Source organism: Hymenobacter crusticola (genome assembly GCF_002154225.1).
Taxonomy (GTDB): Bacteria; Bacteroidota; Bacteroidia; order Cytophagales; family Hymenobacteraceae; genus Hymenobacter; species Hymenobacter crusticola.
Genome location: NZ_MTSE01000024.1, coordinates 12651 through 37162, shown reverse-complemented (window position 1 = coordinate 37162; position 24512 = coordinate 12651). Strand labels below are relative to the sequence as shown.

20 protein-coding genes, 2 pseudogenes and 1 riboswitch are annotated in these 24512 nt (G+C 55.5%); of the genes and pseudogenes, 9 read left to right on the top strand and 13 right to left on the bottom strand.

The window, feature by feature from the left end:
• Window positions 1–108 precede the first annotated feature (108 nt).
• The 4 genes and pseudogenes from BXP70_RS30665 to BXP70_RS24660 all read left to right on the top strand — a co-directional run.
• Window positions 109–255: pseudogene (locus BXP70_RS30665) on the top strand (IS110-like element ISCaa14 family transposase); the annotation flags it as partial.
• 347 nt (window positions 256–602) lie between these two features.
• On the top strand, window positions 603–1247 hold the full coding sequence (locus tag BXP70_RS24670) for a porin family protein (protein ID WP_086596796.1): 645 nt from the start codon (window positions 603–605) through the stop codon (window positions 1245–1247).
• Window positions 1248–1417: 170 nt separating this feature from the next.
• The gene (locus BXP70_RS31120) at window positions 1418–1648 is read left to right on the top strand and encodes a DUF4262 domain-containing protein (RefSeq protein WP_086596795.1); all 231 of its coding nucleotides are present in this window, start codon (window positions 1418–1420) and stop codon (window positions 1646–1648) included.
• A gap of 20 nt (window positions 1649–1668) precedes the next feature.
• Window positions 1669–2073: an Imm7 family immunity protein gene (locus BXP70_RS24660; protein WP_086596794.1), complete on the top strand. Its 405-nt coding sequence runs from the start codon at window positions 1669–1671 to the stop codon at window positions 2071–2073.
• Between the two features lie 38 nt (window positions 2074–2111).
• Here BXP70_RS24660 and BXP70_RS24655 read toward each other — a convergent pair whose 3' ends face one another.
• The 5 genes from BXP70_RS24655 to BXP70_RS24635 all read right to left on the bottom strand — a co-directional run bounded on the left by BXP70_RS24655 (window position 2112) and on the right by BXP70_RS24635 (window position 12584).
• Window positions 2112–3308, bottom strand: coding sequence for a serine hydrolase domain-containing protein (locus BXP70_RS24655; RefSeq protein ID WP_086596793.1), 1197 nt, complete (start codon window positions 3306–3308; stop codon window positions 2112–2114).
• Window positions 3309–3693: 385 nt separating this feature from the next.
• Window positions 3694–4695 (bottom strand): S41 family peptidase, encoded by a 1002-nt coding sequence (locus BXP70_RS24650; protein ID WP_086596792.1) that lies wholly within the window; start codon window positions 4693–4695, stop codon window positions 3694–3696.
• 875 nt (window positions 4696–5570) lie between these two features.
• Window positions 5571–7229: a RagB/SusD family nutrient uptake outer membrane protein gene (locus BXP70_RS24645; protein ID WP_086596791.1), complete on the bottom strand. Its 1659-nt coding sequence runs from the start codon at window positions 7227–7229 to the stop codon at window positions 5571–5573.
• A gap of 12 nt (window positions 7230–7241) precedes the next feature.
• Window positions 7242–10394, bottom strand: coding sequence for a SusC/RagA family TonB-linked outer membrane protein (locus BXP70_RS24640; protein WP_218779863.1), 3153 nt, complete (start codon window positions 10392–10394; stop codon window positions 7242–7244).
• Between the two features lie 658 nt (window positions 10395–11052).
• Window positions 11053–11144, bottom strand: a riboswitch (SAM riboswitch).
• A gap of 426 nt (window positions 11145–11570) precedes the next feature.
• Window positions 11571–12584 carry a hypothetical protein gene (locus BXP70_RS24635; RefSeq protein WP_086596789.1) on the bottom strand — a complete coding sequence of 338 codons (1014 nt, stop codon included), beginning with the start codon at window positions 12582–12584 and terminating at the stop codon, window positions 11571–11573.
• Window positions 12585–13084: 500 nt separating this feature from the next.
• Here BXP70_RS24635 and BXP70_RS31115 point away from each other — a divergent pair.
• Window positions 13085–13270: pseudogene (locus tag BXP70_RS31115) on the top strand (DUF6896 domain-containing protein); the annotation flags it as partial.
• Between the two features lie 266 nt (window positions 13271–13536).
• Here the strand turns inward: BXP70_RS31115 and BXP70_RS24630 are convergent.
• Window positions 13537–13971, bottom strand: a complete 435-nt coding sequence (locus BXP70_RS24630; RefSeq protein ID WP_086596788.1) for a hypothetical protein — start codon at window positions 13969–13971, stop codon at window positions 13537–13539.
• Window positions 13972–14859: 888 nt separating this feature from the next.
• On the opposite strand from BXP70_RS24630, the gene BXP70_RS30030 reads away from it, so the two are divergent.
• Window positions 14860–15021 carry a hypothetical protein gene (locus tag BXP70_RS30030; RefSeq protein ID WP_179197824.1) on the top strand — a complete coding sequence of 54 codons (162 nt, stop codon included), beginning with the start codon at window positions 14860–14862 and terminating at the stop codon, window positions 15019–15021.
• Between the two features lie 56 nt (window positions 15022–15077).
• On the opposite strand, the gene BXP70_RS24625 is transcribed toward BXP70_RS30030, so the two are convergent.
• Together BXP70_RS24625 and BXP70_RS24620 are read right to left on the bottom strand one after the other, a co-directional pair.
• Window positions 15078–15872, bottom strand: coding sequence for an SDR family NAD(P)-dependent oxidoreductase (locus BXP70_RS24625; RefSeq protein ID WP_086596787.1), 795 nt, complete (start codon window positions 15870–15872; stop codon window positions 15078–15080).
• A 48-nt stretch (window positions 15873–15920) separates the two neighbouring features.
• Complete coding sequence (locus tag BXP70_RS24620) at window positions 15921–16331, bottom strand: hypothetical protein (protein ID WP_086596786.1); 411 nt, start codon at window positions 16329–16331, stop codon at window positions 15921–15923.
• 335 nt (window positions 16332–16666) lie between these two features.
• On the opposite strand from BXP70_RS24620, the gene BXP70_RS30865 reads away from it, so the two are divergent.
• On the top strand, window positions 16667–16801 hold the full coding sequence (locus BXP70_RS30865; RefSeq protein WP_262490769.1) for a hypothetical protein: 135 nt from the start codon (window positions 16667–16669) through the stop codon (window positions 16799–16801).
• Between the two features lie 166 nt (window positions 16802–16967).
• Here BXP70_RS30865 and BXP70_RS24610 read toward each other — a convergent pair whose 3' ends face one another.
• A complete protein-coding gene (locus BXP70_RS24610; protein ID WP_086596785.1) occupies window positions 16968–18209 on the bottom strand; it encodes a putative sensor domain DACNV-containing protein in 1242 nt (413 codons plus the stop codon).
• Between the two features lie 1084 nt (window positions 18210–19293).
• On the opposite strand from BXP70_RS24610, the gene gntA reads away from it, so the two are divergent.
• Together gntA and BXP70_RS24600 are read left to right on the top strand one after the other, a co-directional pair.
• Entirely contained in the window at window positions 19294–20103 is an 810-nt protein-coding gene (gntA, locus tag BXP70_RS24605) for a guanitoxin biosynthesis heme-dependent pre-guanitoxin N-hydroxylase GntA (protein ID WP_086596784.1), read from the top strand.
• Window positions 20072–20662 (top strand): DUF1989 domain-containing protein, encoded by a 591-nt coding sequence (locus BXP70_RS24600; RefSeq protein WP_086596783.1) that lies wholly within the window; start codon window positions 20072–20074, stop codon window positions 20660–20662. Before gntA ends, BXP70_RS24600 begins: the two co-directional genes overlap by 32 nt.
• Window positions 20663–21222: 560 nt before the next feature.
• On the opposite strand, the gene BXP70_RS30025 is transcribed toward BXP70_RS24600, so the two are convergent.
• The 4 genes from BXP70_RS30025 to BXP70_RS24580 all read right to left on the bottom strand — a co-directional run bounded on the left by BXP70_RS30025 (window position 21223) and on the right by BXP70_RS24580 (window position 24482).
• Window positions 21223–21375 (bottom strand): hypothetical protein, encoded by a 153-nt coding sequence (locus BXP70_RS30025; RefSeq protein WP_179197822.1) that lies wholly within the window; start codon window positions 21373–21375, stop codon window positions 21223–21225.
• A 349-nt stretch (window positions 21376–21724) separates the two neighbouring features.
• Window positions 21725–22561 (bottom strand): alpha/beta hydrolase, encoded by an 837-nt coding sequence (locus tag BXP70_RS24590; RefSeq protein WP_086596781.1) that lies wholly within the window; start codon window positions 22559–22561, stop codon window positions 21725–21727.
• A gap of 351 nt (window positions 22562–22912) precedes the next feature.
• Window positions 22913–23140, bottom strand: coding sequence for a hypothetical protein (locus tag BXP70_RS24585; RefSeq protein WP_086596780.1), 228 nt, complete (start codon window positions 23138–23140; stop codon window positions 22913–22915).
• A gap of 589 nt (window positions 23141–23729) precedes the next feature.
• Window positions 23730–24482 carry a hypothetical protein gene (locus BXP70_RS24580; RefSeq protein WP_143436667.1) on the bottom strand — a complete coding sequence of 251 codons (753 nt, stop codon included), beginning with the start codon at window positions 24480–24482 and terminating at the stop codon, window positions 23730–23732.
• Window positions 24483–24512: the final 30 nt, after the last annotated feature.

Here is a 24512-nt window from a genome sequence, read left to right as displayed (position 1 = left end):
CTAATATTGGAATATGCAGGCACCGGAAAACTGCCACGGCACAGCTTCCAGCGGCAGGGAACCGCAGAAGATGAGCTTCGTGAACAACGCCGACGAAAGACAACTTAATATGACCGGCTCGTGGCCAAAGGCAAAAATGGCAAAGTCGCCCTAATTGCCGTCTGCAACAAACTACTCAAGCAAGCCTTTGCCATTGTCAAGTCAGGCCAGCCCTATCAAGCAAATTTTGTCTCAAAACTTGCCTTCAACCCTTGACTTTCAACACCGTTCATAAAATGTCCAAGGGTAGTACCTAATTAACTGGCCTTATGTTGAGTGCAACCTTCCAAATGATGTGAATCTTTGGAACCATCGCTTTGCGTTCGCTTACGATACGGCTCTACTGTCAATCACAGTAAGATGCACCTACCAAGCCTATCTCGCTAAAAGGAGGGCAGGCGTATAGACTTCTAATAGTCTGCTTCGTCCTTTTTGTATACAACTTGATTACCTTGGCATCACAACGATGACGTATGTTCTGCGCTCATCGTAATCCTATTAAGCATACCCGGTTTATAGAGAACTAGAGTGTAGTGTAGTATCACTTTTTATTTACTTCTCTTATGAAGCAGCTTTTTCTGTTCTCTGGCTTAGCGCTACTGCCTGTCTTGAGCCAGGCCCAAACGCATCTGCCTCTTCGCTTGGGTGCTACAGTTGGCGCAGCCTGGACCACACAGGTGAGCACTTATGCCGGCCAACCCGCGACAAAAGGGCGTACCGGCGTCGTGGCTGGTCTAGTAGCGCAAGCGCCCCTCTCTCCTTCGGGCAACATCTTCTTACAGCCCGAGCTACTCTTAGACCAAGCTGGCTTTCGACTCTCTCATGCGCGCACCAACTATAAGGCCTCGCTGCGCTGGAACTATGTCTCACTGCCACTACTGGTCGGCTTTACTACCCACGGCTTCTTCGCCACAGCCGGCCCGCAGCTCAGCTACCTGGTAGGCGTGCATGAACATTACGAATATGGGGGCTATACGAATGGCAATGGAACGTACATGCCAGCGGGCGAATCAACCGCTACCCGGCCCCTGGGGCGCAAGCGCTGGGATGCCTCCCTGGCTGGTGCGGTGGGCTACCGTCTTTCTAACGGAATCGGGGTAGAAGCGCGTTATACCGAGGCCCTGACGAGCCTAGAAGGGGCCTATCAAGGCAGAACAGGCCCGCGAAATGTGAGTGCTCAGCTTCGCCTCAGCTATCTATTCCTGTGAACTTGTTGGAGCATCTGACAGTGTACTGTAAGGCACTCGATCTATCGGCTGCCAGCGTGAGAAGGATGCCCCCACAGCTAGTCGGTTATGCTCTGTTCTTTGAGATGAACCTAGGCAGTTGGTGCGACGAACTGTGGAGATACTACCTCCGCTAGAATTGCTACTTACATATCTACGAGGGCGTATTTGAGGACTCTGCTTGCCTCTTTAAATCAGTTTCTTTGGCGTGCTACGACGCTTACTTCGGTCGAACGCTCGTGTTCTATCAAGGAGCCCATTTTCCAGTGTTACAATGTGTGTGGCCTGACGCCCAACAGCGCTTCCCTGGCCAAGCAGGTTACGCTTACTCCTCTACCAACCAGGAATTGCTCTACCCACACGAAAACAACCTCCTCAGCTGATGATCGAAGTGCATGGCTAGATCAGTCTTCGCTACAGAGACTACGACTCGGAAGAGCCGGTACAGCGTGACTTTCTCTCTGCGTTTCAGCAGCATTTACGGGGCAACTACGAATGGCTGCTGACCGAAGGGCAGGGGACGCTGCGCTCCTACAATGGCTTGGAGAGCTTTACACTGGCCGTGCAGCATAACCATAAAGGAGAGCCCTTCTATCCTTTGGATTTATTCACCTGGGTAGCCCAACACTCCACCGGTAGTTATGGCCTCTTGTATGTTTACGATGATAAAGATGAACACGAGCACAATGTGTTTCAAATATATGTGCCCAAGCGTGGCCAACTGCTGAAGCAGGCAGATCCTTTTCTGTCGCCTTACCCGGAAGAGGTAGAGCGGGACTATGATCCTGAGAATCCACCAATTGATTGATAGTGGTCTTTTTCTATGTCCGAGAAGTCCAATTATATTCAATAGCCAACTAACCGGTTGGTAAGCTGCGGGGAGGCATTTGCCCCAACCCTTGCGGTAGTTTTCTGCGCTCCCCTATTTTTTTTGCGGGTCCGCTGCTTCGTATTCTCTGCCAAGAGCAGATCGGCAATGCCTAGGGCAATGGTTTTCGGGTAGGCATTATCGGCATTAGACAACACGATAATAGCCGTGTTTGCGTCCACAAAGCGCAAGTAGCTGCTGGTAAAGCCCGGGATCGTGCCGTCGTGGTGCACCAGGCGCTGCCCGTGGTAGGTCGTCACATCCCAGCCGTAGCCATAGTATTCCAGCGGCTCTTGCCTCGTGGTAGACGTGCGCACCGTATCCGTCCACAGGCGCTCCCAGTTCGCCCCACTCAGCAGTTGTTGGTGTTGGATAAGTAGCTCCCACTGCAGTAGATCGTCCACGCTGGAGAGGAAGGCGCCACTGGGGCGCAACGCCAGATAATCTTGCGCATTGGCGAGCCCCTTGCCTTCCGTATACACGTACCCCGCTGCCCGCTGGGGCACCAGCGCCGTGTGACTCGTGGTGCGCGTCTGCCGGAGGCCATACGGGGTAAAGAGGTGCGCCTGCATGAAGTCGGCAAAGGACTCGTGGGTGCGCTGGCGAATGATGTCGGCCAGCAGGAAGTAGCCCAGGTTGCAGTAGCGCCACTGCGTGCCGGGGACAAAGCGCAGCGAACTCGTATAGGCAGCCTGGATCAGCACCGAGTCGGGCTGCTCTTTCATGTTGTCCAGCGCCGGCGAGTCGCGTGGCAAGCCCGAGGTATGGTTGAGCAAGTGACGCACCGTGATCTTATTCCAGCTCGCGGGTGCTCCCGGAAAAAACTGCGGCAGGGAGTCGGTGAGCTGCAGTTGGCCTTGTTGCACCAGTAGCAGAATGGCGGTGGCGACCATTTGTTTACTGACCGAGCCGATCTTGTAGACGGAGGCGGGAGAGGCGGGCACCGCCTGTTCGGCATTGGCCAGCCCATAGCCTTGGCGCAGCACCACCTGGCCGTGGGAGATGATGCCCACCGACAGCCCGGTGATGTGTTGCTGCTGCATCTGCTCGGTGATGACCCGTTCCAGGGTTTTGCGCGTGCGCGCTGCCAGCGCGGGCGTGGCGGTCGGGTGCGTGTAGGTGCAGGACGCCACGCCCATCAGGGTCAGGAAGAACAACCAGCGAACGGCTTTCATAGAGCAGCAGAAAAGCAGGAGGGGGGCCAGCGCGTTACGGGCAAAGGCCTATGCCACGGGTAGAAAATAGAAGTAGTGCAACGGCTTGGAAGTCGCCCCAGTACCGAGTAGATGCCACACGCGCCTGCATTCTACACGCGTTTGCCTCTTTTTTGCACCGTATGCGTGCCCGGGTGCACCAGCAAGAGCGCTCAGTAGAGTTACTCCCCAAACTAATTAGGTGAATCTGGCAATGCCTGAGAAGTAAATAATATGTTCACTAAGAAGCCATTATCTGTGCACTAGCGTTACGAAAGCCGTAGGCTGTTTGCCGGAGCGCTGTGTCCATGCATCGTCTAGCCCATTAGCATAGCAGTCTGTAAACCGCTTTTTGCGGGAGGGTGTCTTACCTGGCCTCCCGCAACCATTTTTTGGCAGCTTCGATCGTCTTATCCGGGGTATCCTGGGGCGAGTACTCCACCACCACATCCGGGGTGATGCCGTTCAGGTAGGGCTTCTGCGTGCGATCCATCCGATAGCCTACTGCTAGTAACAGGTACGCCCCATCCGAGAGATTGAAGGGCTGGTTGCTGGTGGTATAGCCGGCCGAAGGCTGGCCAAAGACCTTGGCGTTGGCACGTCCCTGCAAGGCGATGGCCACCAGCTCGCCGCTACTGGCCGTCAGCGAGTCGATCAGAATGGCTACCTTCTTCGGCGGTGGAGCCGCTTCCCCGGCGCTGGGTTGCTGTTGCTTCTCGCTCCAATGGTAGCGAGGTACTTTCTTCATCAACGTATGCCGGGGGTAGATATCGTACGCGTAGATGCCCTCGCCCAGCAGGGACTGGAGCCCCTGGAGCATGGGGTGCATATTGCCGCCCGTATTCTGGCGCAGGTCGACCACCCAGTCCGTTAGCGTGTGTTGGGTTTGCAGCGCCACCAGCTGGTTTTGAATGTTCTGGGCGAAGGTCTGCCCGGCTGACGCGTCCATCGACATAAAGCCTGGTACTTTGATATACCCGACGCCATCGCCCAAGTATCGGCTGTCGGCCGGTGGGCCCGCATAGCTTGACGAGGTCCAGTGGGTAGCTTCTTCCTGCGGGATGAGAAACGAATGGTTGTCCCCCGCGTGGTGGAGCGTGTGCAGGATATGGTCGAGGACGGGCTTACAGTCCGCGATGGTGGTCAGGCCCTGTGCTTGTTGCTGGACCTCTTTTCGCAACTGCGCCCAGTTGAGGGAATCCGCATACAGCGCGTTCTTCTTGATGATCTGTTGGAAGTCAGCTAGGTACTGTATCACTTCTTTCGAGGGCGGCACGTCGGGCTTTTTGCGTTGGGCAAATAGGCTGCTGGCCGCTAACAGGAGCGGTAACAGCAACAGGCTCCGCAAGGGCTTTAGGAAGAAAGACATAGAAGGCGGCTGTTAGAGGATAGGAGATGGTTGCAGACGACAGATGCCGCAAAGGGAAGCGCGGTTGCCCGAAACGCACGATTTTCTGCTGGCCCCGTTCTCGCGGCCGACTAACGCCCTCAAGTTGTCGGTGCGTACGATCGCTCCGGCGCATCATGGCCAGGTATTGCGTTGGTTCATCTCTACGTGTAGAGGGTACCAGGGTCACCGTTACTTATTCACGGTGCCGCCTGCAGGATACGCGCGATCAAGGCTGGTCCTGATCAGGATCTTCTGGTACCAACTGCTAGCAGGCCTTCCTCCCAAGCGACGGTACGGAACCGAGTGATATCTTACAAGAGAATCGAAGCATGTTCAACATTTACAAGGGTCTATTACCTTGTGCAAAGCACGGCACTTACTTGTCTATAGCTAGCGTATGCAGCCGTTCTGTTCTCCCCAAGTCTCTACCCACTGTGCCACACGTAAAATAAAGAGAGGAGTATAATAACTGAATAGTAATTCCTGTAAGTACAATACTTTCTGTACGTACAGTAATTAAGCGTACTTGTGTTAAGCTAGCTAAATTAGATACTTTGGAAGGCTGCGTTCAGGTGAAATGGAAATTACTTTTACTCAGATTATACGCAACGAGTGTCTGTATCTACTGCGAGCCTATTAAGGCAACTGATACTATTCTACCGAGGAGCCATTACAGGTCATTGTCGCCTCTGCTGCACAGTTCATCCTGTTACATATTCCACAGGTATAGAATTGTTATAAGTGATGAGAGCTTAGGTTCCTGCTAGACGAGAACACGCCCTATAACAAAACAAGCGTCATCTTCTATAGGCCGATGCTCACGCCGGGGGTAGCGCAATAATCCAGTGAAAGCATCAATACCCTGGATTCTGCTCCAGCGCGGCCTCGCGGTTGCGCTCGATTTCCGCGAAAGGAATGGGAAACAGGTTGTGCTTCACCTGAATGTCGCTGTAGTACGGGTTGAAGCGCTTCACGCGGTCGTACAACAGGCCCAGGCGCATGAGCGTCAGGCGCCGCTTCTCTTCCATGCCAAGCTCGCGCATCCGCTCGTCGAGAATGTAGTCGATGGTTACCTCGTTGGCGGTTACGGGCTTGGCGTTGACTCGGCTGCGAATGACATTGATATCGGTTGCGGCCGCGGCTTTATCGCCTTTGCCCAAGTTGGCTTCCGCACGAATGAGGTAGGTTTCCGCCAGCCGGAACAGGTACTGATCGGTGTAGGTCCCACCGGCAATGTCCTTGAGCTGGAACGTGGCCGCATTGAGGTACAGGTTGGCCGGGTGCGTAAAGGGCGTGGTTACCTTGGACTGGTAGGCGTAGAACGAGCGGCTCGGCACGGTGATGCCCGCTGGAGGCGCGTCGGCCGACACCGTTTGGCCGAACAGGCTGGGCACAGCCGGGTTGTTGTAGGTGTACACGCGCACAAAATTGTGGTTGGCATTGCGCAGGTCGGTGGTGAAGTCACTGGTCCAGATGGTGTTGCTGAAGTACCTTGTTGACACGGCCCAGCCGATGCCCCGCCCGCCTGTATAGTCTCCGGTCGGCCAACGGAACGGCAAAAGAGTGCCCAGGCGAAAATCGATCAGGTTGGGGCCATGATGTCGCTCATAGAAGGCACCTGAACGAGCCGTTGACTGTGCTGAACCACCCGGCACATCGGTTTCAAACTGTACCACCCAGAGGCCTTCCGTATTGCCCGAACTGCGGTTTTGATTCCGAACCTGAAACAGGTCCCAATACACGTCGCCGGGCGTCACGCTCGAGCGGGAGCCAAACCGGTTACGCATGAGCCGCACGTTAGGGTCGTTGATGACGGCAGTGGCCGTTGTAATGGCGTTGTTGTAGTCGCCGGTTGCTAGGTACACTTCAGCCAGCAAGTGCTGTGCCGCCGGCTTACTTATTTCCCCGTTCTGCACTTGCGCGATGCCTGGCAAATTAGCCGTAGCAAACGTCAGGTCGTCAATGACCTGGCTGAGTACCGCCGCCTTGGAGGCGCGCACGAAGTTGTATTTTGGCGCGGATAGTTCTTCCAGTACCAACGGCACGCCCCCGTACAGGTAGGCCAGCGTGCGATAGGAAAATGCCCGAAAGAACTTTGCCCGCGCTTCGATAAGAAGCTTTTCGTTGTCGCTCATCTGGGCGGCCGGCAGGCGGGCGAGGAGGGTATTGGTTTCCGAGATTATCTTGTACAAATCCCGCCAATGCGCCAATGGAATATCGCCCGACGGATCCAGTGTGGCGGCGTGATTGGTAAAGCGCCGGATGCTGGGTTGGCCATCGAATACTATGTCGGTTCCATACAGGTAGTCCATGGGATTATTTTCATTGGACGTATAAAACTCTGCGCGTACCAGCTTGTAGAGGTTGTTCACCCCCGCATTAAAGTCTTTATAGGTTACGTAGCCGTTTTCGGCGCTGAGAAAATCAGCGGGCTGCTCGTCCAGAAAATCTTTGTTGCAGGAAGCCAGAACCAGGAATGGCAGGAGTAGAGCTATTTTAGCTAGGTTTTTCATGGTATAGATAGATCAGAAAGCAACGGTGAGACCCAATGAGTAGCCCTTGAGCACAGGCCGACCGGAGTCGTCTATCCCCTGTTCGGTTTCCGGGTCCCAGCCTACCCAGTTGGTCCAGGTATAAAGGTTTTTGGCACTGACGAACACGCTCAAATTGTCGGCGTGCAGCTTGTTGATGGTGGCGCCGCTAAAGCGGTACGCCAGGGAAATATCCTGCAAGCGCACAAAGCTGCGATTCTGGTACACGCCCGGCGCCAGCGCCGGCGAGACGGCCGAGCGGGCATAGAGCGCGTTGGGATTGGAGGGAGACCAGAAATCAAGGGCATTCAGGTAGTTGAGCCGCTTCGAGGGCACGTCCAGCAGCCCCCCAATATTGTTGGCGGGGTTGTTGGCGGCGAGGTAGCTGCTGTTGCCGCCCAGCACTGCGTTCAGGAACACCCGAAACGTAAAGCCTTTGTACTCTAGCGTGTTGAGCAGACTGGTGCGATAATCGGGCTCCTTCTTTCCTAAGAACACTCGGTCACCGGCCCGGTCAATCTTGCCGTCCCCATTGGCATCCACGATGCGGAACGTACCCGGATAGTACCCCGCCGGAACATCATCCCCCACCTGGTAGAAGCCGTTGGATTTCAGGTCGTAGATAGTGCCGATGGAGCGGCCGATAAACAGGTTGCTACTCACCAAATCGTCTTCCTTGCCGTCGCCATTGGCATCGGCTCCCACCAGCCTAATGATTTTGTTGCGGTTGCCGGAAATGTTGAAGGTGGTGCTCCACTTGAAATTTTTGGCGGCAACATTTTGCGTGGTAAGGGTAAGCTCCAAGCCCGCGTTTTCAAGGTTGCCTACATTGGTGCGAATAGACGAAAAGCCCGAAATAGTTGGCAGCGCAACGTCGAAAAGCAGGTCGTTGGTGCGGTTGTTATAGTAGTCGAGGCTACCCGAAATCCGGTTCTTCAGCACGACAAAGTCCAACCCGGCATTCAGGCCCCGGGTCGACTCCCACTTCAAATTCGGATTCGCCAGCGTACTTACCTGCTGCCCGAACACAGTGGTACCTCCATCGCCGAACACGTAGGCGGCACTAGGCTCCAAGCGGGCCAGCGACGAGTACCGGCTGGTCAGGTTGCCATTGGTGCCATAACCCGCCCGGAGCTTGAGGAAATTGATAGGAGCGAATTGGAAAAAGGACTCTTCCGTAAGGATCCAGCCGAAAGCGGCCGACGGGAAAATTCCGTATTTCTCGTTGGCGGCAAAGCCGGAAAAGCCGTCGCGGCGTACAGTAGCCGTCAATAAATACCGCTCGTTGTACTTGTAGTTGAGGCGGGCCATCTGGGCGTTGAGCTGTTCCTCCCACGCATCGGAAGAAGTGAATTGGTTGGTGCCCTGTTCCAAGCTGTTATACCCCAGGGTGAGGTTGGAAAAACCCGTGGCGTTGGCGTACGTGCGAGAATATTGTCGCTCAATAGCGCTGTAGAGCAAGGTAGCTGTCAGGTCATGTTTGCCAATCGATTTATGGTAAGTCAGAATGTTGTCGAGCGTGTAATCGTAGTTCGTATCTAGGTCTTTATAGGCTTGGCCGGTTTGGCCTGCCGCCCACCGGCTGGCGTAATAGTGATTGTTGGTGCGGTAATTATTACCGAAGTTGAGCCGGTACGTTAGGCCCTCCAGGAAAGGCGCACTGAGTTCGGAGTAGAAGTTGCCGAACAGCGTCATGCGCTTGTCGGAATCACGCACGTCGGAACTCAGAAAAGGATTGGCCTGCCCCGTTCCGGTAGGAAAGGGAATTAGGTTACCGGCTTCGTCGTAGGGCTCGTGCATGGGTGACATGCGCACGATATCGGACAGGGTTGGCTCTTCGCCGCTGAAATCATTGAAGGAGCCAAACGTCTGCGCGCCAATCTTCCACCACTTGGTGGCTTGAGTTTCCAGGTTGATGCGCACACTCTTGCGGCTGAACTTGTCGTTGATGATGTAGCCGAGCTGTTTGGTGTAGCCCCCCGAAACGAGGTAGGTCGTTTTCTCGCTACCCCCCGAGATGCTCAGCTGGTGGTCCTGGATATACCCCCTTTGAGTGGCCGCGTCCCACCAGTTGAAGTCAGCGGTGCGGATGGTACCGTCCGCGTTCAGGTGGATTTGATCCACGAATTTGGTCAGGTCGAAATTGGGGTTTGGGGTAGTGTACTCAGGAGCTAGGTACGCCTGGGTGTAATTCAGGTCGCGGATGCGCTGTAGTAGCTCCTCGCGGTTTTGCGGGCGTAGGCTCACACTGGGCGTTTGCGTGGCATACGAGCCGGTGTAGGCAATACGTGTTTTACCGGCTTTACCCCGGCGGGTGGTAACAAGCAGTACCCCGTTAGCCGCCTGCGCGCCGTACACGGCCGTGGAACTGGCATCCTTCAGCACATCAATGGAGGCCACATCATCCGGATTGATAGAAGCCAGTGACCCATTGTAGATAATGCCGTCCAATACGATCAGCACACTGGCATTGCCATTGATGGTATTCGCCCCGCGTACCTGAATAGAGGGGTTGCCGCCGGCCGAGTTCACCTGGCCTACGTTTAGTCCGGGGACAGTGCCCTGCAAGGACTGCGCAATGTTGGTATTGGGGGCTTCGCGAAACGCTTCCAGGTCGGCGCTGGCCACCGAGCCGGTCAGGTCGGATTTGCGCTGCACTCCATAGCCCACTACCACTACTTCGTCGAGGGCCTTGGTGTCTGGCAACAGCGTGATGTTGACGGTGGCTCTATTGCTAAGCGGTACCTCCTGAGCTTGGTAGCCAATGAAGGAAATCAGCAACGTACCATTTCCGTCTGGTACGGTTAGCGAATAGCTACCATCGGCCCCCGTGGCAGTACCGTTAGTCGTTCCTTTCAGGAGCACGGTCACGCCCTGCAAGGCCTCGCCCTTTTCATCAGTTATCCGGCCCGTTACCGTTTGGTCTACCTTTGCTACAAGATCGGAGGAGTGGATATCCGCTTCACAGAGTACTCTCAGATTAGGTAGGGCTTCTCTGGGACCCACCCGAGCCACTGTAGCGTTTTTAGGCTCCGTTGACACGTATGGCTCGTATGCCAGCCCTTGGGCTTGGCTGTGTAGTTGCGCACCACTTAGCAGCGCAAACAGCATGCTGCCGGATCCTAGTCTGTATACTGGTTTGTTCATAGAGTAGGGAATGTGATAATGGAAGTAGTCGGGTCAGGCTGCACAGCGTGGGGCTCCGTTCGAAAGTGGCTTTCGAAATGATTGGAGGAGAACTGCCCGCGAGTGGAAGGTTGGTGCTCGTCCTTGTGATAAGTGAGTGCGCTAGGAGTGGCACATATGTAGAAGCGAAAAGTCTTACGCGAGCCGTGAATGGCGTTAGTGACTTTGACCTTTTAGGTCTCTTCTCGATATCCTACACTCTGCGGTCAACCGTTGCCTAGTAGCAGTTGGTGGGAACCTCTGCGCCCGTGCACCGCTCATTCGCCACCGTCTTCCAGATAGGGCCGGCATAGTGCACTCAAAAATGCCGGATACTACCGTCAAGAATAGGTTTCGGCCGTTTCCGTTATGGCGGTAACCAGTTCGTTTAGGAAGCAAGAAAATAGCCAAGCGGTAGCTAAGACAGCCTGCTAGCCCGCTGTGGTAGAAAGCCACAGCAGGTCCAACAGCGCGGTGAGCGGCTACAAGAAAGAAATCGAAGACCAGTGTCCCACCCTAGCAGTCTTGGCTCACCATCGGTATACAGACGGAGCCACGCATCATGTCACAACACCCATGCTGTAGAGCGGGGCGGTTGGAGATACTGAAAGAGCTGATGAAGGCGTTCACGGCGTTGTTGTCTTTATATGGTCAGGACTTGGCACCGTTCCGGAGTTTCCGGGGGTTGTCGGCGGTTCATCGAGCCTGTCTCTCCGCGCCTCTGTATAAAAACAATCCTTTGTAGGTGAAAGAATTGGTGCTGTAAATGTACTGGCGGATTTTTTTAAAATTCAAATTTTATTCTTTGATCCGGTTCCCCAACAGTGGTCTAAGCTAGCCCCACAGCAGAAGAATGTATCTCCCTTCGGTGATGACTGTCAAAAAGAGTGGGGCGTCGCTCGATAAACGGGACAATACGATGCCGCTTTTAAAGCCAAGGCTCTGCGCCTAGGATAGACTGACTATAGATTCTGTATACTTACAATAGTCTTTTAGAACTTGAACTTCGCTCATCGCTAACCAAGGTAACTTATAACCTACTGCAAACGCTCGTTTGCAGTAGGTTATAAACACAACGGTAAGACTAATTCCTTTTAACGAGGGACGTTCAAGCCGATTTATGTACTGTGAAAAGTCGTATTCAGTATGTAAAACGCCTTATTGGCTGATGGCGTCCCTAAACTGTTGCGGCTGGTCGAGATATATTGCCAAGCGCCGGCCGGTACGCTGCATCCCGTAAGGGCCTTGCACCGTGACGGGTTGGGCAAACGTGAGCAGTAGATTCGGGGGCGTAAAAAGCAACTTGGTCAGGTTGAGCAAGCCCTCCGCGGGTGCCGGGCTGTCGCGCAGGGACTCGATGGCGACGAGTTCTCCTAGGGGTACGGTGAGATGCCAGACAAAGCCGACGTTGAGCTGTAACGTGCCGGCCGTGAGCAGGCTAGGCCGCAAACGTACCGCTTGCCCGTGTGCTAGCAGCAGGAGCAAGGGGTACGTATCCAACAACAACAACCAGCCCGCTGCCTGCGCACTCCACCGACTGACGAGCAGATGGACAACGGCCGTTTCCACCGTCAAAGCCACTCCTACCATAACAGCAAACGCCGTGAAGCCCGAATCGCGATAGCTGCTAAAAGCGGTGGCTTCTCCCGTTCCTTCCGGCTGGGCCCACCAGCCCAGCAGCGCATAACGCAACATCTCTACCTCAGCAACTAACAATACCCCCGCTGGGCCCAAGGTCTGCTGCACGGCTCGTTGCGCACTGGGCCAGAAGGCTGGCTGTTGCCGGTAGGCGGCTTGGTAACTCTGTAGCAGCCGCCGGGCCTTGGTCACGAGCAGCAGCAAGGTGACGCCCTCCAGCAGCGCTGGTACGAAGCGCAAGGCGTGTAAAGGGGCCTGTTGGGCAACCGGCAGCAGCCAGTAAGTAAGGGCGAAGCAGGCGCTCACTACCCCGACCAGACTGCTCAGGGGCAACTGATAGCGGCGCACGACCAGCCAATAAAACAAGCCCGGGATACCCACCAGCAGGTCGAAGGTGACGGCGTAGGGGAGCAGGGGACGCTGCCCAAAGAGCGGCGAAGTCGTGAGGGTATGCTCTAGGCTAATAAGCACCAGCAAAAGAGCCCCAAACCAGAGGACAGGTCGGAAGCGGTCGAGCGAGTAGGAAGCAGGCATAGGCGAGTGGAGGCGTATTCAGACCCTAACTTACCACCAGAGGATTACTTTGAAGGGGCCTGCCGGGTAAAGGAAGGGTAGATAAAGGCTGATTTGAGCTAAAAGGCCAAGTAGCGCGGCGCTAATCTTTAAGAAGTACCATGCTCACCACGCCCTAGAGAGAAGCCAAAACCGTCACTTTTACAAGAGTCGGCTTAGAAATAGGCATTGTGCTAATCTCTTTTTTCAGGATCCAAACAAGCTGACAAATAGGTCTTTTTCTAGCTTTTATACAATCAGCGTATTGCTGAGAAAAACAAGCTTGTTTGCTACTAGCTTGCTCACAATAAGGTCCGTTTCTATTGGATGGATTCACTTACTACGACCGAACAACAAGTCTTAGCCTATCTGCACGAGTTTGTCCGTTATGCGGACTTCTTCTGCACGACCTTGATCGCCGCGTTTCCGTCGAAGCCAACAGGTAACCAACCTTAGAACAGCTCGCACTTGTAGCTCCACGTGGGCAGGTGCATACCCTGCAGTATACTTTTCATGGGCAGGGGTGCACCTTTCAGCAAGAGGGAGTGATTTTCAGCTTAGATTTCGATAGCCTCGGACAGTGGAGTGGTTTCACTCCGTGGCACATTAGGAGCTTTTTGAGCACGAATTACCCTACGCTGGGGCTCTCATCTGAAGTTCTTGCATAAGCCTTTGACACACTTGTCTCTAAACAATGGCTTCATCAGGTAGAGCGGCCCTTTGATCAGGAATTCTATTATCTGACGCCGACCTACTTATCATAATATTTAGTGGCTGTTGCAAAAGTCTGGCAGGAAGCAAAGGCCCAACTTAGACAGCTACTTTCTAGCTACTGAACGGTCAAAGAACAGCCTATTTCAAAAGCTCTCCTAAGTAAATATAGACTTTTGCAACAGCCACATTTACTTTTCGGACAGACTGTTTTTACCTCTTCTTACAGTGCTTGCCCGTGCTTGTCTGTCGCATAGGCCTCAAAGACCCGGATGTTAACGAGTTCTATGTCGTCGCGAATCTGATAATCGTTTCTTCTAAGTTGGTAGATATTCATGCTTGGCTTCTTTTGGACCATTAGCTCTTTTTGCGAGTGATTTACAATCTCAGCCTCTGCCCCAGTATCTACTAGAATCACGTCTGGTTGGTCGGTATACCAGAACACGGAGACCATCAACGCTGTATTTTGAGCGTTGATGTAGTTATCCACTGGCTTCCATAAGCCATAATACCTACCCGGAATGATATAGCAGGTACCACCATAGGTTTTCCACAAGGTCACACAGCGGCCACTGGCGACATAGTAAAAGCTTCTGCTCTCGCCAAACCACACAATGGCCAAGAGCAGAAAGAGTAACAGCCACCAACGCTTCTTCATAATGGTATATCGGCGAAGCCCACTTTACAAGATGGACGTTAGCAACTGAAACGAAGCTTATACAGGCTGTTCTTCGCTGTGCATCCTGAAACGCTTTGTTTCATAGTAAATAGAACTTTTAAATGTAATAAGGTGCCACAAGTAGCAGAACCGTTTTCTAGATCTTATCTATAAGCATAATGTTTATTCTCGGACTGTCCTTGGAAAAGTGACAGATTTGGCCCGAGCAACCATTACACCCAGCGTGGTATTTTAGCGCTATAAATGACCTTAAGCTACTGACGCATGCTACGAGTTCCTCTTCCAACATGAACCCACTATTTCGCTTTGCGTTGGGTCTGGTAGTCTCAGTGGCGGGATACTATCTGTGGCAATTTATCGGGGTGTTCGTGTGGTTCTTTACCTATTGCTGCGGCACCTCCGGTGATTGGGCGACCAAGCCGATAGCGACGGGGTGCGTGGTCCTTCACATTAGCCTGCTTAGTTGGCTCTTTCGGCGGCGGGTACTCTACAGAACTTGGCTTGCTTGGGCTACCAGTGTCGGGGTTGCGCCAGGCCTGCATACCTATTCGGCACTGTTTATATTATAAAAAGGGCCATTTATCTGCCGAGTCCACAGATAGGATGATTTAAATAAGAAGACTCTTTCGCAGCCAATAAAAGGGCTATAACATTACTTAAACGTTGGTGGCTGTTGCAGAACTCCCAGTAGTGAATCAGATGGATAGCGCTTGGGAATGAAACAGGTTAAAAAGCCTGTTCAAAGCCGCTATTCTCTGTAAATGAGAGGGTAAACATAGCTTGTAGAGAATGGAGATAGCGCTCTGCAACAGCCACGTTGGTTGGAAAACGTTATAAGAGGTCTTCTCGTGTACAAGTACCCCCCCGATGAAACAAAGGAGCCCTGACACCCCCCTGCGTGGGAAGAGCATCATTGCCGCTTTAACTCCGCTCGGCTACTTCCCGTTTGCCGCGGCGACGCATCGAGAGGTCCTTCCGCAGAAAACGGCCTCCTCGTACGATCCGGCACGGGTGCTCACAAGTGCCTAGAAGGCGGCGACCAACGCGCCGTACGCTAGGCAGCGGGTAGCTAGCCTCGTACAACCTTAGTGCGCTGCCCGCATGAAGCGCGCGGACATGGCCAGCTTGAGCCGGCGGGAAGGCACCAGGCCGATGCTCCAGGCCAGCACCTTGTTTTTCCAGCCCGGGACAACGTTGAGCTTTCCCTGCCGCATCGCTTGATAGCCGGCCTGCGCCACGGCGCTTGCTTCTAAGAGGGTACCCTGCGCCTGCGACCACTGGTTCATCGCTGCGCGCGCCACGAAGCCGGTCGCCGTCACGCCGGGGCTCAAGACCGTGGCCGTGACGCCGGTTCCCCGCAGCTCGGCATGCAGCGCTTCAGTGAAGTGGAGCACGTAGCTTTTCGAGGCCCCGTACACGGCCATGTGGGGCACCGGCTGGTAGGCCGAGGTAGACCCCACGTTGAGGATGCGTCCCCGCTGGCGGGCCACCATCTCGCGGGCTACCAGGGTCGAGAGGGTGGTGAGGGCCACCACGTTCAGTGCTAGCATATCTTCGTACACGCCGGCGTCTTCCTGGGCCACATCCTTGTAGGAACCATAGCCCGCGTTATTCACTAAGTAGTCTACCAGCACCTGGTGGTCCTGGCAGTACTGGTAGACAGCCGTGGCCTGGCCGGGGGCGGCTAAATCGACGGCCAGATACGTGACCTGAATGCCATACTGCCGCTCCAAGTCTGCTTTGAGCGCCGCTAGCAGCGGCTCGCGCCGCGCCACGAGTACGAGGTGGATGCCATCGCGGGCAAACAGGTGGGCGAACTCGTAGCCGATGCCACTGGAAGCCCCAGTGATCAATGCCGTTTGGGGAAGGGAAGCCGTCATGCGTAAAAGAGTAAGATGAAGTCAAGTACTACTTACTATTACTACGCGTTAGCGCGCGCGGATAAGGCCTATGCCGGCGAGCACAACTGCCACGGCCAGTAGTCCGGCCCCGGCGTACAAAACGGCAATAAACGGGGTGGGCTGCGTGACGTGGCGTCCCCCAGCCCCGGCAAAAAAGCCGGCACTCACCAGCACCGCCGCCAACGGAAAGCCTAGGCGCGCTACCCAGAGCAGCCACCCCGGTAAGAGCGCGTAATCCAGCAGCAGTTGGGCCAGTAAGGCCAGGATGGCAAGCACGCCCGCGTGGGCATGGCCGGCCCGAAACATGCTGCGCTGAAAATCGGTCAGCTCCTGCTCCGATTGGCCAGTCAGCAGGGTTAGCAGGTAGTAGCCGCCGTACTGGATCGTGGGGGCCGTCAGCAGAATAATGCCGCACAGCAGTTTGCTCAGGCTACTCATCACGCAGAATTGGGAGAGGGGGAGAAAGCCGTTTGGCCTAAAAAATTACCGAAGCAGCAGGCAGCAGCTACGGTAAAGGTAGCGGTTGTGCTTGGTTTACCAAGTAGCGAAGCAAAGTAGCCGCCTTGGCCAGTCCTCACTCTGCCCCAGTCAGTGGGCTGAACGGAAGCTGGGCTAGGGCGCCGCATCGGGTAGCGTCGTAGAAGGGCGGCTGAACGGGGGACTTGGTTCTCTTCCCTGGCGTAGCCACTGGCGGAACGGTTCCGTATACATCCAAGTCCCCTGTTGGGCCGATTGTTCACTAACTGCCCCGCGCAGTTGCTTCTCTTCTTGCCATGACAGCTGCTACCCCATCTGCCTCCTTTTCCCGTTCTTCCCTCGTCGGGGAACCCCAGGCCGTGAGCAAGCTAGCTCTGGGCGCCGTAGCCCTCGGCGCCTTTGCCATAGGGCAGCTGCGATTGGAGCCTTAGCGATCGGCTCATTGGCCGTGGGCCGACTGCGCCTGGGCCACGGGACGATTGGGAAGCTGCACATCGAGGAGTTGACGGTAGATCGGCTGCTGGTTGCGGGCCAGCCCCATTGTCCCACCTAGTCCCAGTCCGCCGCACTAGGCAGTCGTCGCCAACGCGCTCCACTTTAAAACGTGAGTTGATCCCAGAAAACGACTTGACCGGCTTGGTTGTGGACAAACTGCACGTTGCCATCCTGTGACACGACGATGGCCAGGCAATCCGGGGCCGCTAGGCACAATCGATAGGCCGCCCGGTGGCGCGTGCCGCCGTGGTCGGCGGGCACGGGCTGCAGCGTGCGGGCTTCCACGTCCAGGGCCCGGTACACCTGCGTCAGGGGCACCTGCGTAGCCTGAATTTCAACGCCAAAGCCGACCAACTCAATCTGCTGCGTGAACACCAAGGCCCCATCCACGGCCCCCATGGCAGCGATGTCGTCGGCAAAATGATCGAGCTCGGCCGTCAGCGCCAATAGTTCAGCGTCGGTCGAGCGCTGGTAATGGGCCCAGCTGAGTTCACCTAGTTCCAACAAGCGCCGCACCAGGGCCCGAATAAGAGTGGGATAACGAGGGCCAGCAGCCGGGGACCGCAGCCGGTATTTGGGCCGCAGCACGCCGCCCGGCGCCGTGAGGGTCGCAACCCGGTCGGTAGGCACCAGCACCACCAGGACCCCATGGCCGCTAGCCCGCGACTGGGTAAGGGCCCGTCGTTGCATGTGGAGCACGAACTGAACAATGCATTCCTCGTGCACCGGGGTCCACGAGAGGTCGGCCACGGCGGGGCCAGCTAGTTGTTGGTTCTCTACAAATCGTCCCTCGCCCCAGGCCTGCGGAAACTGCAAGAAGCCGTGGCCTTCGATGCGGCCGCGCTGGAGCGTGAGCACGCGGCGGCTGCCAGCATAAAACACCAAGCTGCCCGGCCCACTCACCTGCACCAGCAGCGCGTGGGGCACGATGGCCGCCACCCGCTGCGGACCGTCGAGTACCTGGTCCCACGCGTGCCCGCTAAAGAGCATGCCCCAGAGCTGCAAGTGCTCATCACCTACTGGTTCCACGGCCAGTAGGCTGCTACCCTGCTGCACGGCTGGGCTCAGCCGGCGCACCTCCTGCTCGTTCCAGGCCCGGGGCTCGGCAAAGTGCACCCAGTGAAAATCCGTGGGCCCCACGTGCTGCGCGGCCAGCTGGGCTGGCGGGGCCAGCACGGCGTGGCAGGCGACTGGCCGGCCTTCTTCGAAGAGCAAACTCGCCTGGTAGAGCACCGAGATGAAGGCGGTGAGGACGGCCGGCTTGGGCAAGAGCGGGAACTCGGTCGGCCAGCGCTGGTGCAGCGCGGCCGCTAGGTCCTGGGGGTAGTAGTGGGCAATGGTCATGGCGCGAGGCTAAAGATAGCAGCCCGCGCTTAACCCTAGGGTACAAAACGGAGGCGTGTCGTCCAGAAAGAAGTGGACCGTTCGACGCGAGTCGAATCCTGAGTTTGCTAGCACCTTAAAACGCCAGGAAGTCATGGCACTAAGCGAGCTGTCTCCTTGGGGCCGGAGCTGGCCAAGGCGTGGTTCGGGGCGCTGCTCCAAGGGTCGCGAGACAGGCCCTGCATGGCGGTGGCGGAAGGCAGGCGGGCACTACGACTGGCCGGGGAGGCGGGCTGCTGGGACGAGTGGATGCGAATGCGCGGGCCTTATAATGGATGTTCAATAGGTTAGGCCAGTCTTGGGACTAGACGCTGCGGTTTATCTTCGGCATAGCGCCTGGCCCCAACGAGGTGGTTTCGCGGCGCGTTGGGTCGCTTTTTCTTGGCTGGGAGGAGGCATAGTCCCTCTTACAGGCAGTAATCGAGGGAGTGAGTCGCGTTAGGAGCTGAGCACGCTTGGGCATTTTCTAAAGCGAGGTTCATGTTAAGTCAGAGCCGCCTGCCGATACTTGCGGTAGCGCTTGCCACTGGAAAGGCTACTACCTGTGCCGTTCACTTTTTTAGACTCGGACAACCCTTTAGCCACTACTTTCTCTCGCAAGGCGCTCCGCGCTCCTGTTACACCTCTATGCCGTGGGGACCGACGCTAGGGCTCGTTATCGATGGGTCTCAGCGCTGCTCCCAGATCGGGGGGTGGAAAGGCGTAGCCAGCCAAAAGGTGCCTTGCTTTTGCAGGAGGCGCAATCCCTCTTCTTCCAACAGGTGCTACCTAACATAAGGCAAGCAGTTGCAGCCCTGTTTTTGGGATTTCGTCAAAAGGAACCTAGGCGTCCCTTCCGAAGGCTTCTTCCCGGCTCTCGTCACGAGGCGGTTGCGCCCCAGCGGTGTGCATGATTTTGGCATGGAACGTAGCATTAGCTCAACAGTGCGACGCTATTTATTGCTGGCGGCGCGTCCGATAGAACAGACGAGTAAATGTTGTTCAGCTAAGCACTTACGCGTCCGGGCTTCTAACTGCTACCGGCTCACGTGGCGCTATCAGCGCTATGCTAAAGCTCGACAAGAGCCCAGAAACCGCGTCAACGCACCGGCGATTTCTTGCGTACTGCTTACGTAAGATAATTTACTTATTCCGAGCTATCCGCTCCTGCCATAATTCCCACATGCCTGACATTCAAAGCAATATATATACTGAAGAATATCTTTCTTTTATAAATAAGAAGGAATTTCCTTGTGTTGCGGCTAAAACCGCACTCACCTTTCAGCAACTCCACTGCCTAGTCGTCGACCATCTTGCCTGCCCCAAGGATGATGCGGCCATTTTGGACTTCCTCTATGACTTTGTGGACACCTACCGACAGTCTGAGAAACTGTATCATAGCGCGGCGATCATCTTCAAAGGACCCGAGGCCCCCAACGAAGCGCTGTTCGAAGAGTTCTTCTGGCAGCGTCTGCAAGCGCTTTCCAACCGGGATGCCCAGCGGTATGGCTATGACCAGCGCGTCGTGGCGGACCCTGCCTCCCCCGACTTTAGCTTCAGTCTGAAGCAGGAAGCTTTCTTCGTGATCGGCCTGCACCCCGGCAGTTCGCGACTGGCTCGGCGATTTGCCTACCCAACCTTGGTGTTCAATCCCCACGCCCAGTTCGAACAGATCCGCACCAACGGCCGCTACGATAACATCCGCACCACGATTCGGACCCGCGACATGGCATACTCAGGCTCCATCAACCCGATGTTACAAGATTACGGCCAGGCCTCGGAAGTGTATCAGTATAGTGGCAAGGCCTACGATGAATCCTGGAAATGCCCTTTTTTAAGTGAACATGGAGCAGTTGACCATCATTCCGCCGCGTAGCGGCACCGCCTTTGTGTTGCGCAAAGGCCAACACCTAAAAGTAGTGGACGTGGAGGGCGAGCAGGTTTCCGATTTCGTCTGCTACAACCTAGCTGACACCGCCGAGTACCTTTCCTCAGGCCGAACTATTGACTACGCCGAGACAATCTTCCTCACCACAGGGCACCCGTTCTATTCTAACCGCAGCAACATTCTGTTTGAACTGGTGGAAGATACCGTCGGCCGCCACGATTTTCTGCTTACGCCCTGCAGTGCCGATACGTTCCGCATCATCTATGGCCATACCCATCCGCACCGGGGGTGCTTCGGGAACCTATGCGAGGCCCTGCACGCCTATGGTATTAGCCCTGATGCCATCCCGATCTGCTTCAACATCTTTATGCATGTGACCGTGGATGGAGAAACTGGGAAAATAGCCGTACTGCCCCCCAAAAGTAAAGCAGGCGACTATGTGGTGCTGGAAGCGAAAACGGACTTACTGATTGGCATGACGGCGTGCTCGGCGGAGATGTCCAACAACTATGCCTTCAAGCCAATTGGCTATCAGATTCTAGGGTAGCCTCTCAGGCCTAGGCTGCCGTTTGGCAGATGCATTGGGTGAAACATCCAACCAATGAACTAGTCGCCCCGCAGGTACAAAGGGCTTCGGCTTCCCCCTCTGCTACCTGAGTCGAAAACGAGTTTGCGGCTTATGACGACACATTCGCCTTTTGTGCCGCTTCGGCCTGCATCCTACCACGCGACCGGTAGTAATCCTATGCAACGCCACCCGTGGGTCCCAGAGCAGACACTACCCGGTCCTCACAAGCGGTTCGACAACGCTGCCTGTAATGTCCATTGCGTACCTAGTTCTCATGGCGCACGCCGCTGCAGGAGTGCTAGCCGTCCTGTACGTTCTCCCGGTGATAGAACACCTGAGCCGCTACGTCTGAGGGCCTAGCCCTTTACGGGTACCCTCTGCAAGCATTTCTGAATGAACGTTGACGAAACAATCGCGGCGCGCACCTGTGCTGCTTTAGAGGGAGAAGCGAACTAAGCAATTGTGCACGACTAAGGGCCTCCCTTCCTGGTACGACCCTTATTTGATCTCTTATAACAGCATCTACTCCTGTTTACGCATCAGTCGATACCCCCAGCGACTTTTAAGACGGCGTGCTTGAGGGGCTCGCGCTCGATTCGTTGCGTCTCTCCCTCCGCTTCCAGCAGCACAGGACCCGGCTGCAAAAAGAGCGAGTCGCCGACCAGTCGCCACCCCAGCGGACTATCTTTCATTACCGTACTTCCTCTGGTTGCACGAAAGCTAGCGCGCCCGCCTGGCTGAAAGATGAAGTGCTGATGCACAGGCGTCAAAATAGACACGATGGGGCCGATGAAGTACGTGGCCTTTAAGGGCCCGGACCGCATCGCCTGGGAATTTTACATGGTCTAGGAGTAGCGGCTTCCCCGGCAGGGGAGGGCGGCGTATGGCAGGAAGCGTGCCGCAGGAGACCCCTACTCGCCACCGGTACACGGAAGAAAGCGACGTGGAAGCTTGGCCCCTTTATGAGGACTGTTCGTAAAAGGTCAAAGTCCGTTGGTGCTTGTTCGTTCGCCTGGTGGTAGTATGCCTCTGCCTCGATACTCAGGGGCGAGCAGCCAGGAGGAACTGGGTGATGGCGCGGGTGTACGCGTCGCCATACTCCTGCTCGGTGAGCTTCTCCATGGCGCCTAGGTGGCCACAGGCGACGGTGAGTAGCTGCCGGTGCTGCCGGGGGTGAGCCGCTTGCGCCACGGCCATGGAGTCCGCCAGGGGCGCCTGCGTGTCTTGGCTACCGGCAATTAGCAGCCAAGGACAGTGCACGCGCGGGGCAACGCGCGTATACTGTGCGGCAGCCGGGGGCAAGGTGATCACCCGCTGGGTCGTGGCGAGCTGGTGAGCAACCAGCGCAGACAGATTCCCTAAGTAGCTGTCGGTGATCAAACAATCCAGCCGCGTAGTGGCCGCTACCATGCTGCCTAGAATCGTGCCCATGGAGTAGCCGATGATGCCCACACGCTCACGAGGAAAGTGCTTCCGCATGACGCGCACGGCGGTGCGCAGGTCGGTGACAAACTCCGGGTAATAGAGCTGGTTGCGGTCGATGGCAAAGGCACTACTATGACCAAAGCCACGATAGTCGAAGAGCAGCACCTGGTAGCCGGCTTGGGCCAAAGCGCTGGCTTGGTAGAGCTGATAGGACATGTTGCCGTAGTCATTGCCAGCCAGCACCAAGGTCGTATGCTGGGCCACACTGCCAGGCGTTGGCGCCACCAGCCAAGCCGCCAAGGTAGTGTGATCAGGCGTGCGTAGCGTCAAGGAGTGATAGGCCAAGCCCATCGCATCGGGCGTGGCAATCCACTCGGGCAGGGGTTTGCTGGCCCAACTACGGGTAGCAACCAGTAGCAACACGAAGAGGCAGAGGACACGAAACAGAGGCATCAGTAGCAAATAAGAGGTACGAATTAGAACGCAAAACAAACCACGTCTGCCTCCCTCTTCACCCCCTATCCTAGGAAACGAGCGAGAAGGAAGCAGCACAAGTAAGTGCTATATACGAATAATTTCGTACAAAATCTTCTCCTTGATAGGCGTTTTGCGGTACTGCTGCCGCTGCTTGCCTGCGAGCAGCCTCTCAGACGAACAACACTTTATAGTAGAATATTGAAGTAAGGCTACACGCCCCTCAGTAGGTCAATACCCTACGGCTAGGAGGCGTTTGGGGGATAGTATAATGCAAGCGTGTTTCTAGCGGAGCACTTCACGAAAGATAGGCAGTAGTGTCGCGGTGGGTTAGCCTACTTCCTCCTCGTTGCTCCGAAAGGCAGAGTAGATCGCCCGCGCCGCCCCGAGCAGCAGGGCGCCAACCAAAGCAATCAAGGAGAACACCATCGCGTAGCCGAGGAGCCAAGCATAGGTGGGCGAGGCATAGCCGGCCGGAGTGGCGGCTTGGCGTAGCAGTAAGGAAGACAGGAGCAGGGCTACTAGGGACACCACCCCCACCCAGAAAAGTATTTTCATGGCAGAAGCGATTGATTATAACCGAGCATGATCCAAGGTGTGGAACAGAAGAGTAGCCATATAGCCTTCGCCGACCCCTTACCTGCCGTTGGCGCACAAGCGAGTTGGTGCACGAGTAGGACGAGAAAAGTACTAGATCAACACGAGGAATAAGTAGAAGCGGAATCTATTTTCCGAGACCAGTTCGGTATTAATTGTAGCTGTTGCAACAGTCGAAAAGCGAGCAAGGCCCCCTGTTTATTAGATCGCTCAAAGTAGCTTCCTTCTAAAGCCTGCCTAAGTGGATGTCGGCTTTTGCAACAGCCAATCTTGTTATATTCAGCCATTTTAAGTGATGGCTGAACAAACAGGTAGTACTACCAAACGGGCGTTTCCCAGCCGCGCTTACGAGCGGCCATCCGCTCATACACAAAGCAAACGACGGAATCAGCAACGCCTAGTCACCAAGGCAGCATTTTACCGCTTTCCTTTCCCTACGCATTGGTGTTATGTGCTATCTGACCCGAACATTTGACCACGGCCAGCAACCCCTACTAGCGGCCCTAGCTCCGTAACTCATCGAATCACGGAGCATTGGGAGAGAGGCGGCTTAGCGGTGTTTGTAGCAGATATAGATCCAATCACCACCCGTTGCTTCATTCGCATTCGTGGGAAGTAGTTGCCACCCAGCGGGCGCAGTCGCTGTCTGACCAGCTTGGCTATAATAGACCCCCAGTTCAATCGGCGTTCCCGTGCTGGGTACTCGATTCAAGGCAGCACCTATGCCCGGATCGTTTGTCCCATCATTCAGATCGACAGCCTTATTGAGTTTCCCCTCCAGCAGCAGGGTAGAGGTTGACATAAAGTTGTATAACCGCGATACTTCGATCAAGCGAACCGGCGCCTCCGTGGCACTGGTGCTGGTCGGCACATGCCGCACGGAGGCGGGAATACGCGTAAAAATCAAGTAGATATACTTGCCGTTATTGCCACTGTTGAGGTTGATGGGTAATAGCGTGTAGCCATCCAAGGGGAGTGGCCCCTGAATATGGTTGTAGGGATAATCACCGACGATGGCTTTAATGTCTAAGATATAGCCATTGGGGTTGTCCGCACCATTATAAGCGCCTGAGCCGTTGAATGGATACGACCCCTCTGACGTCACAAAGATGGGACGGTAATCGGTTGGCTGCGGGGGGCAATTGCCATTGCACACGACCGGCGGGTCATCCGGGGGCGCTAACTGATTGTGCGAAGCGGTGGTCTTTAAAGTAGGCGAGACTACTTCTTGATCGCTACAACTCGTCAAACTACTGCCCACAACGACGAAGGCTAGCGTCAATACCTGTATTCTTTGCAGCATGCAAGGAGGATAAGAAATGATAGAATGGCT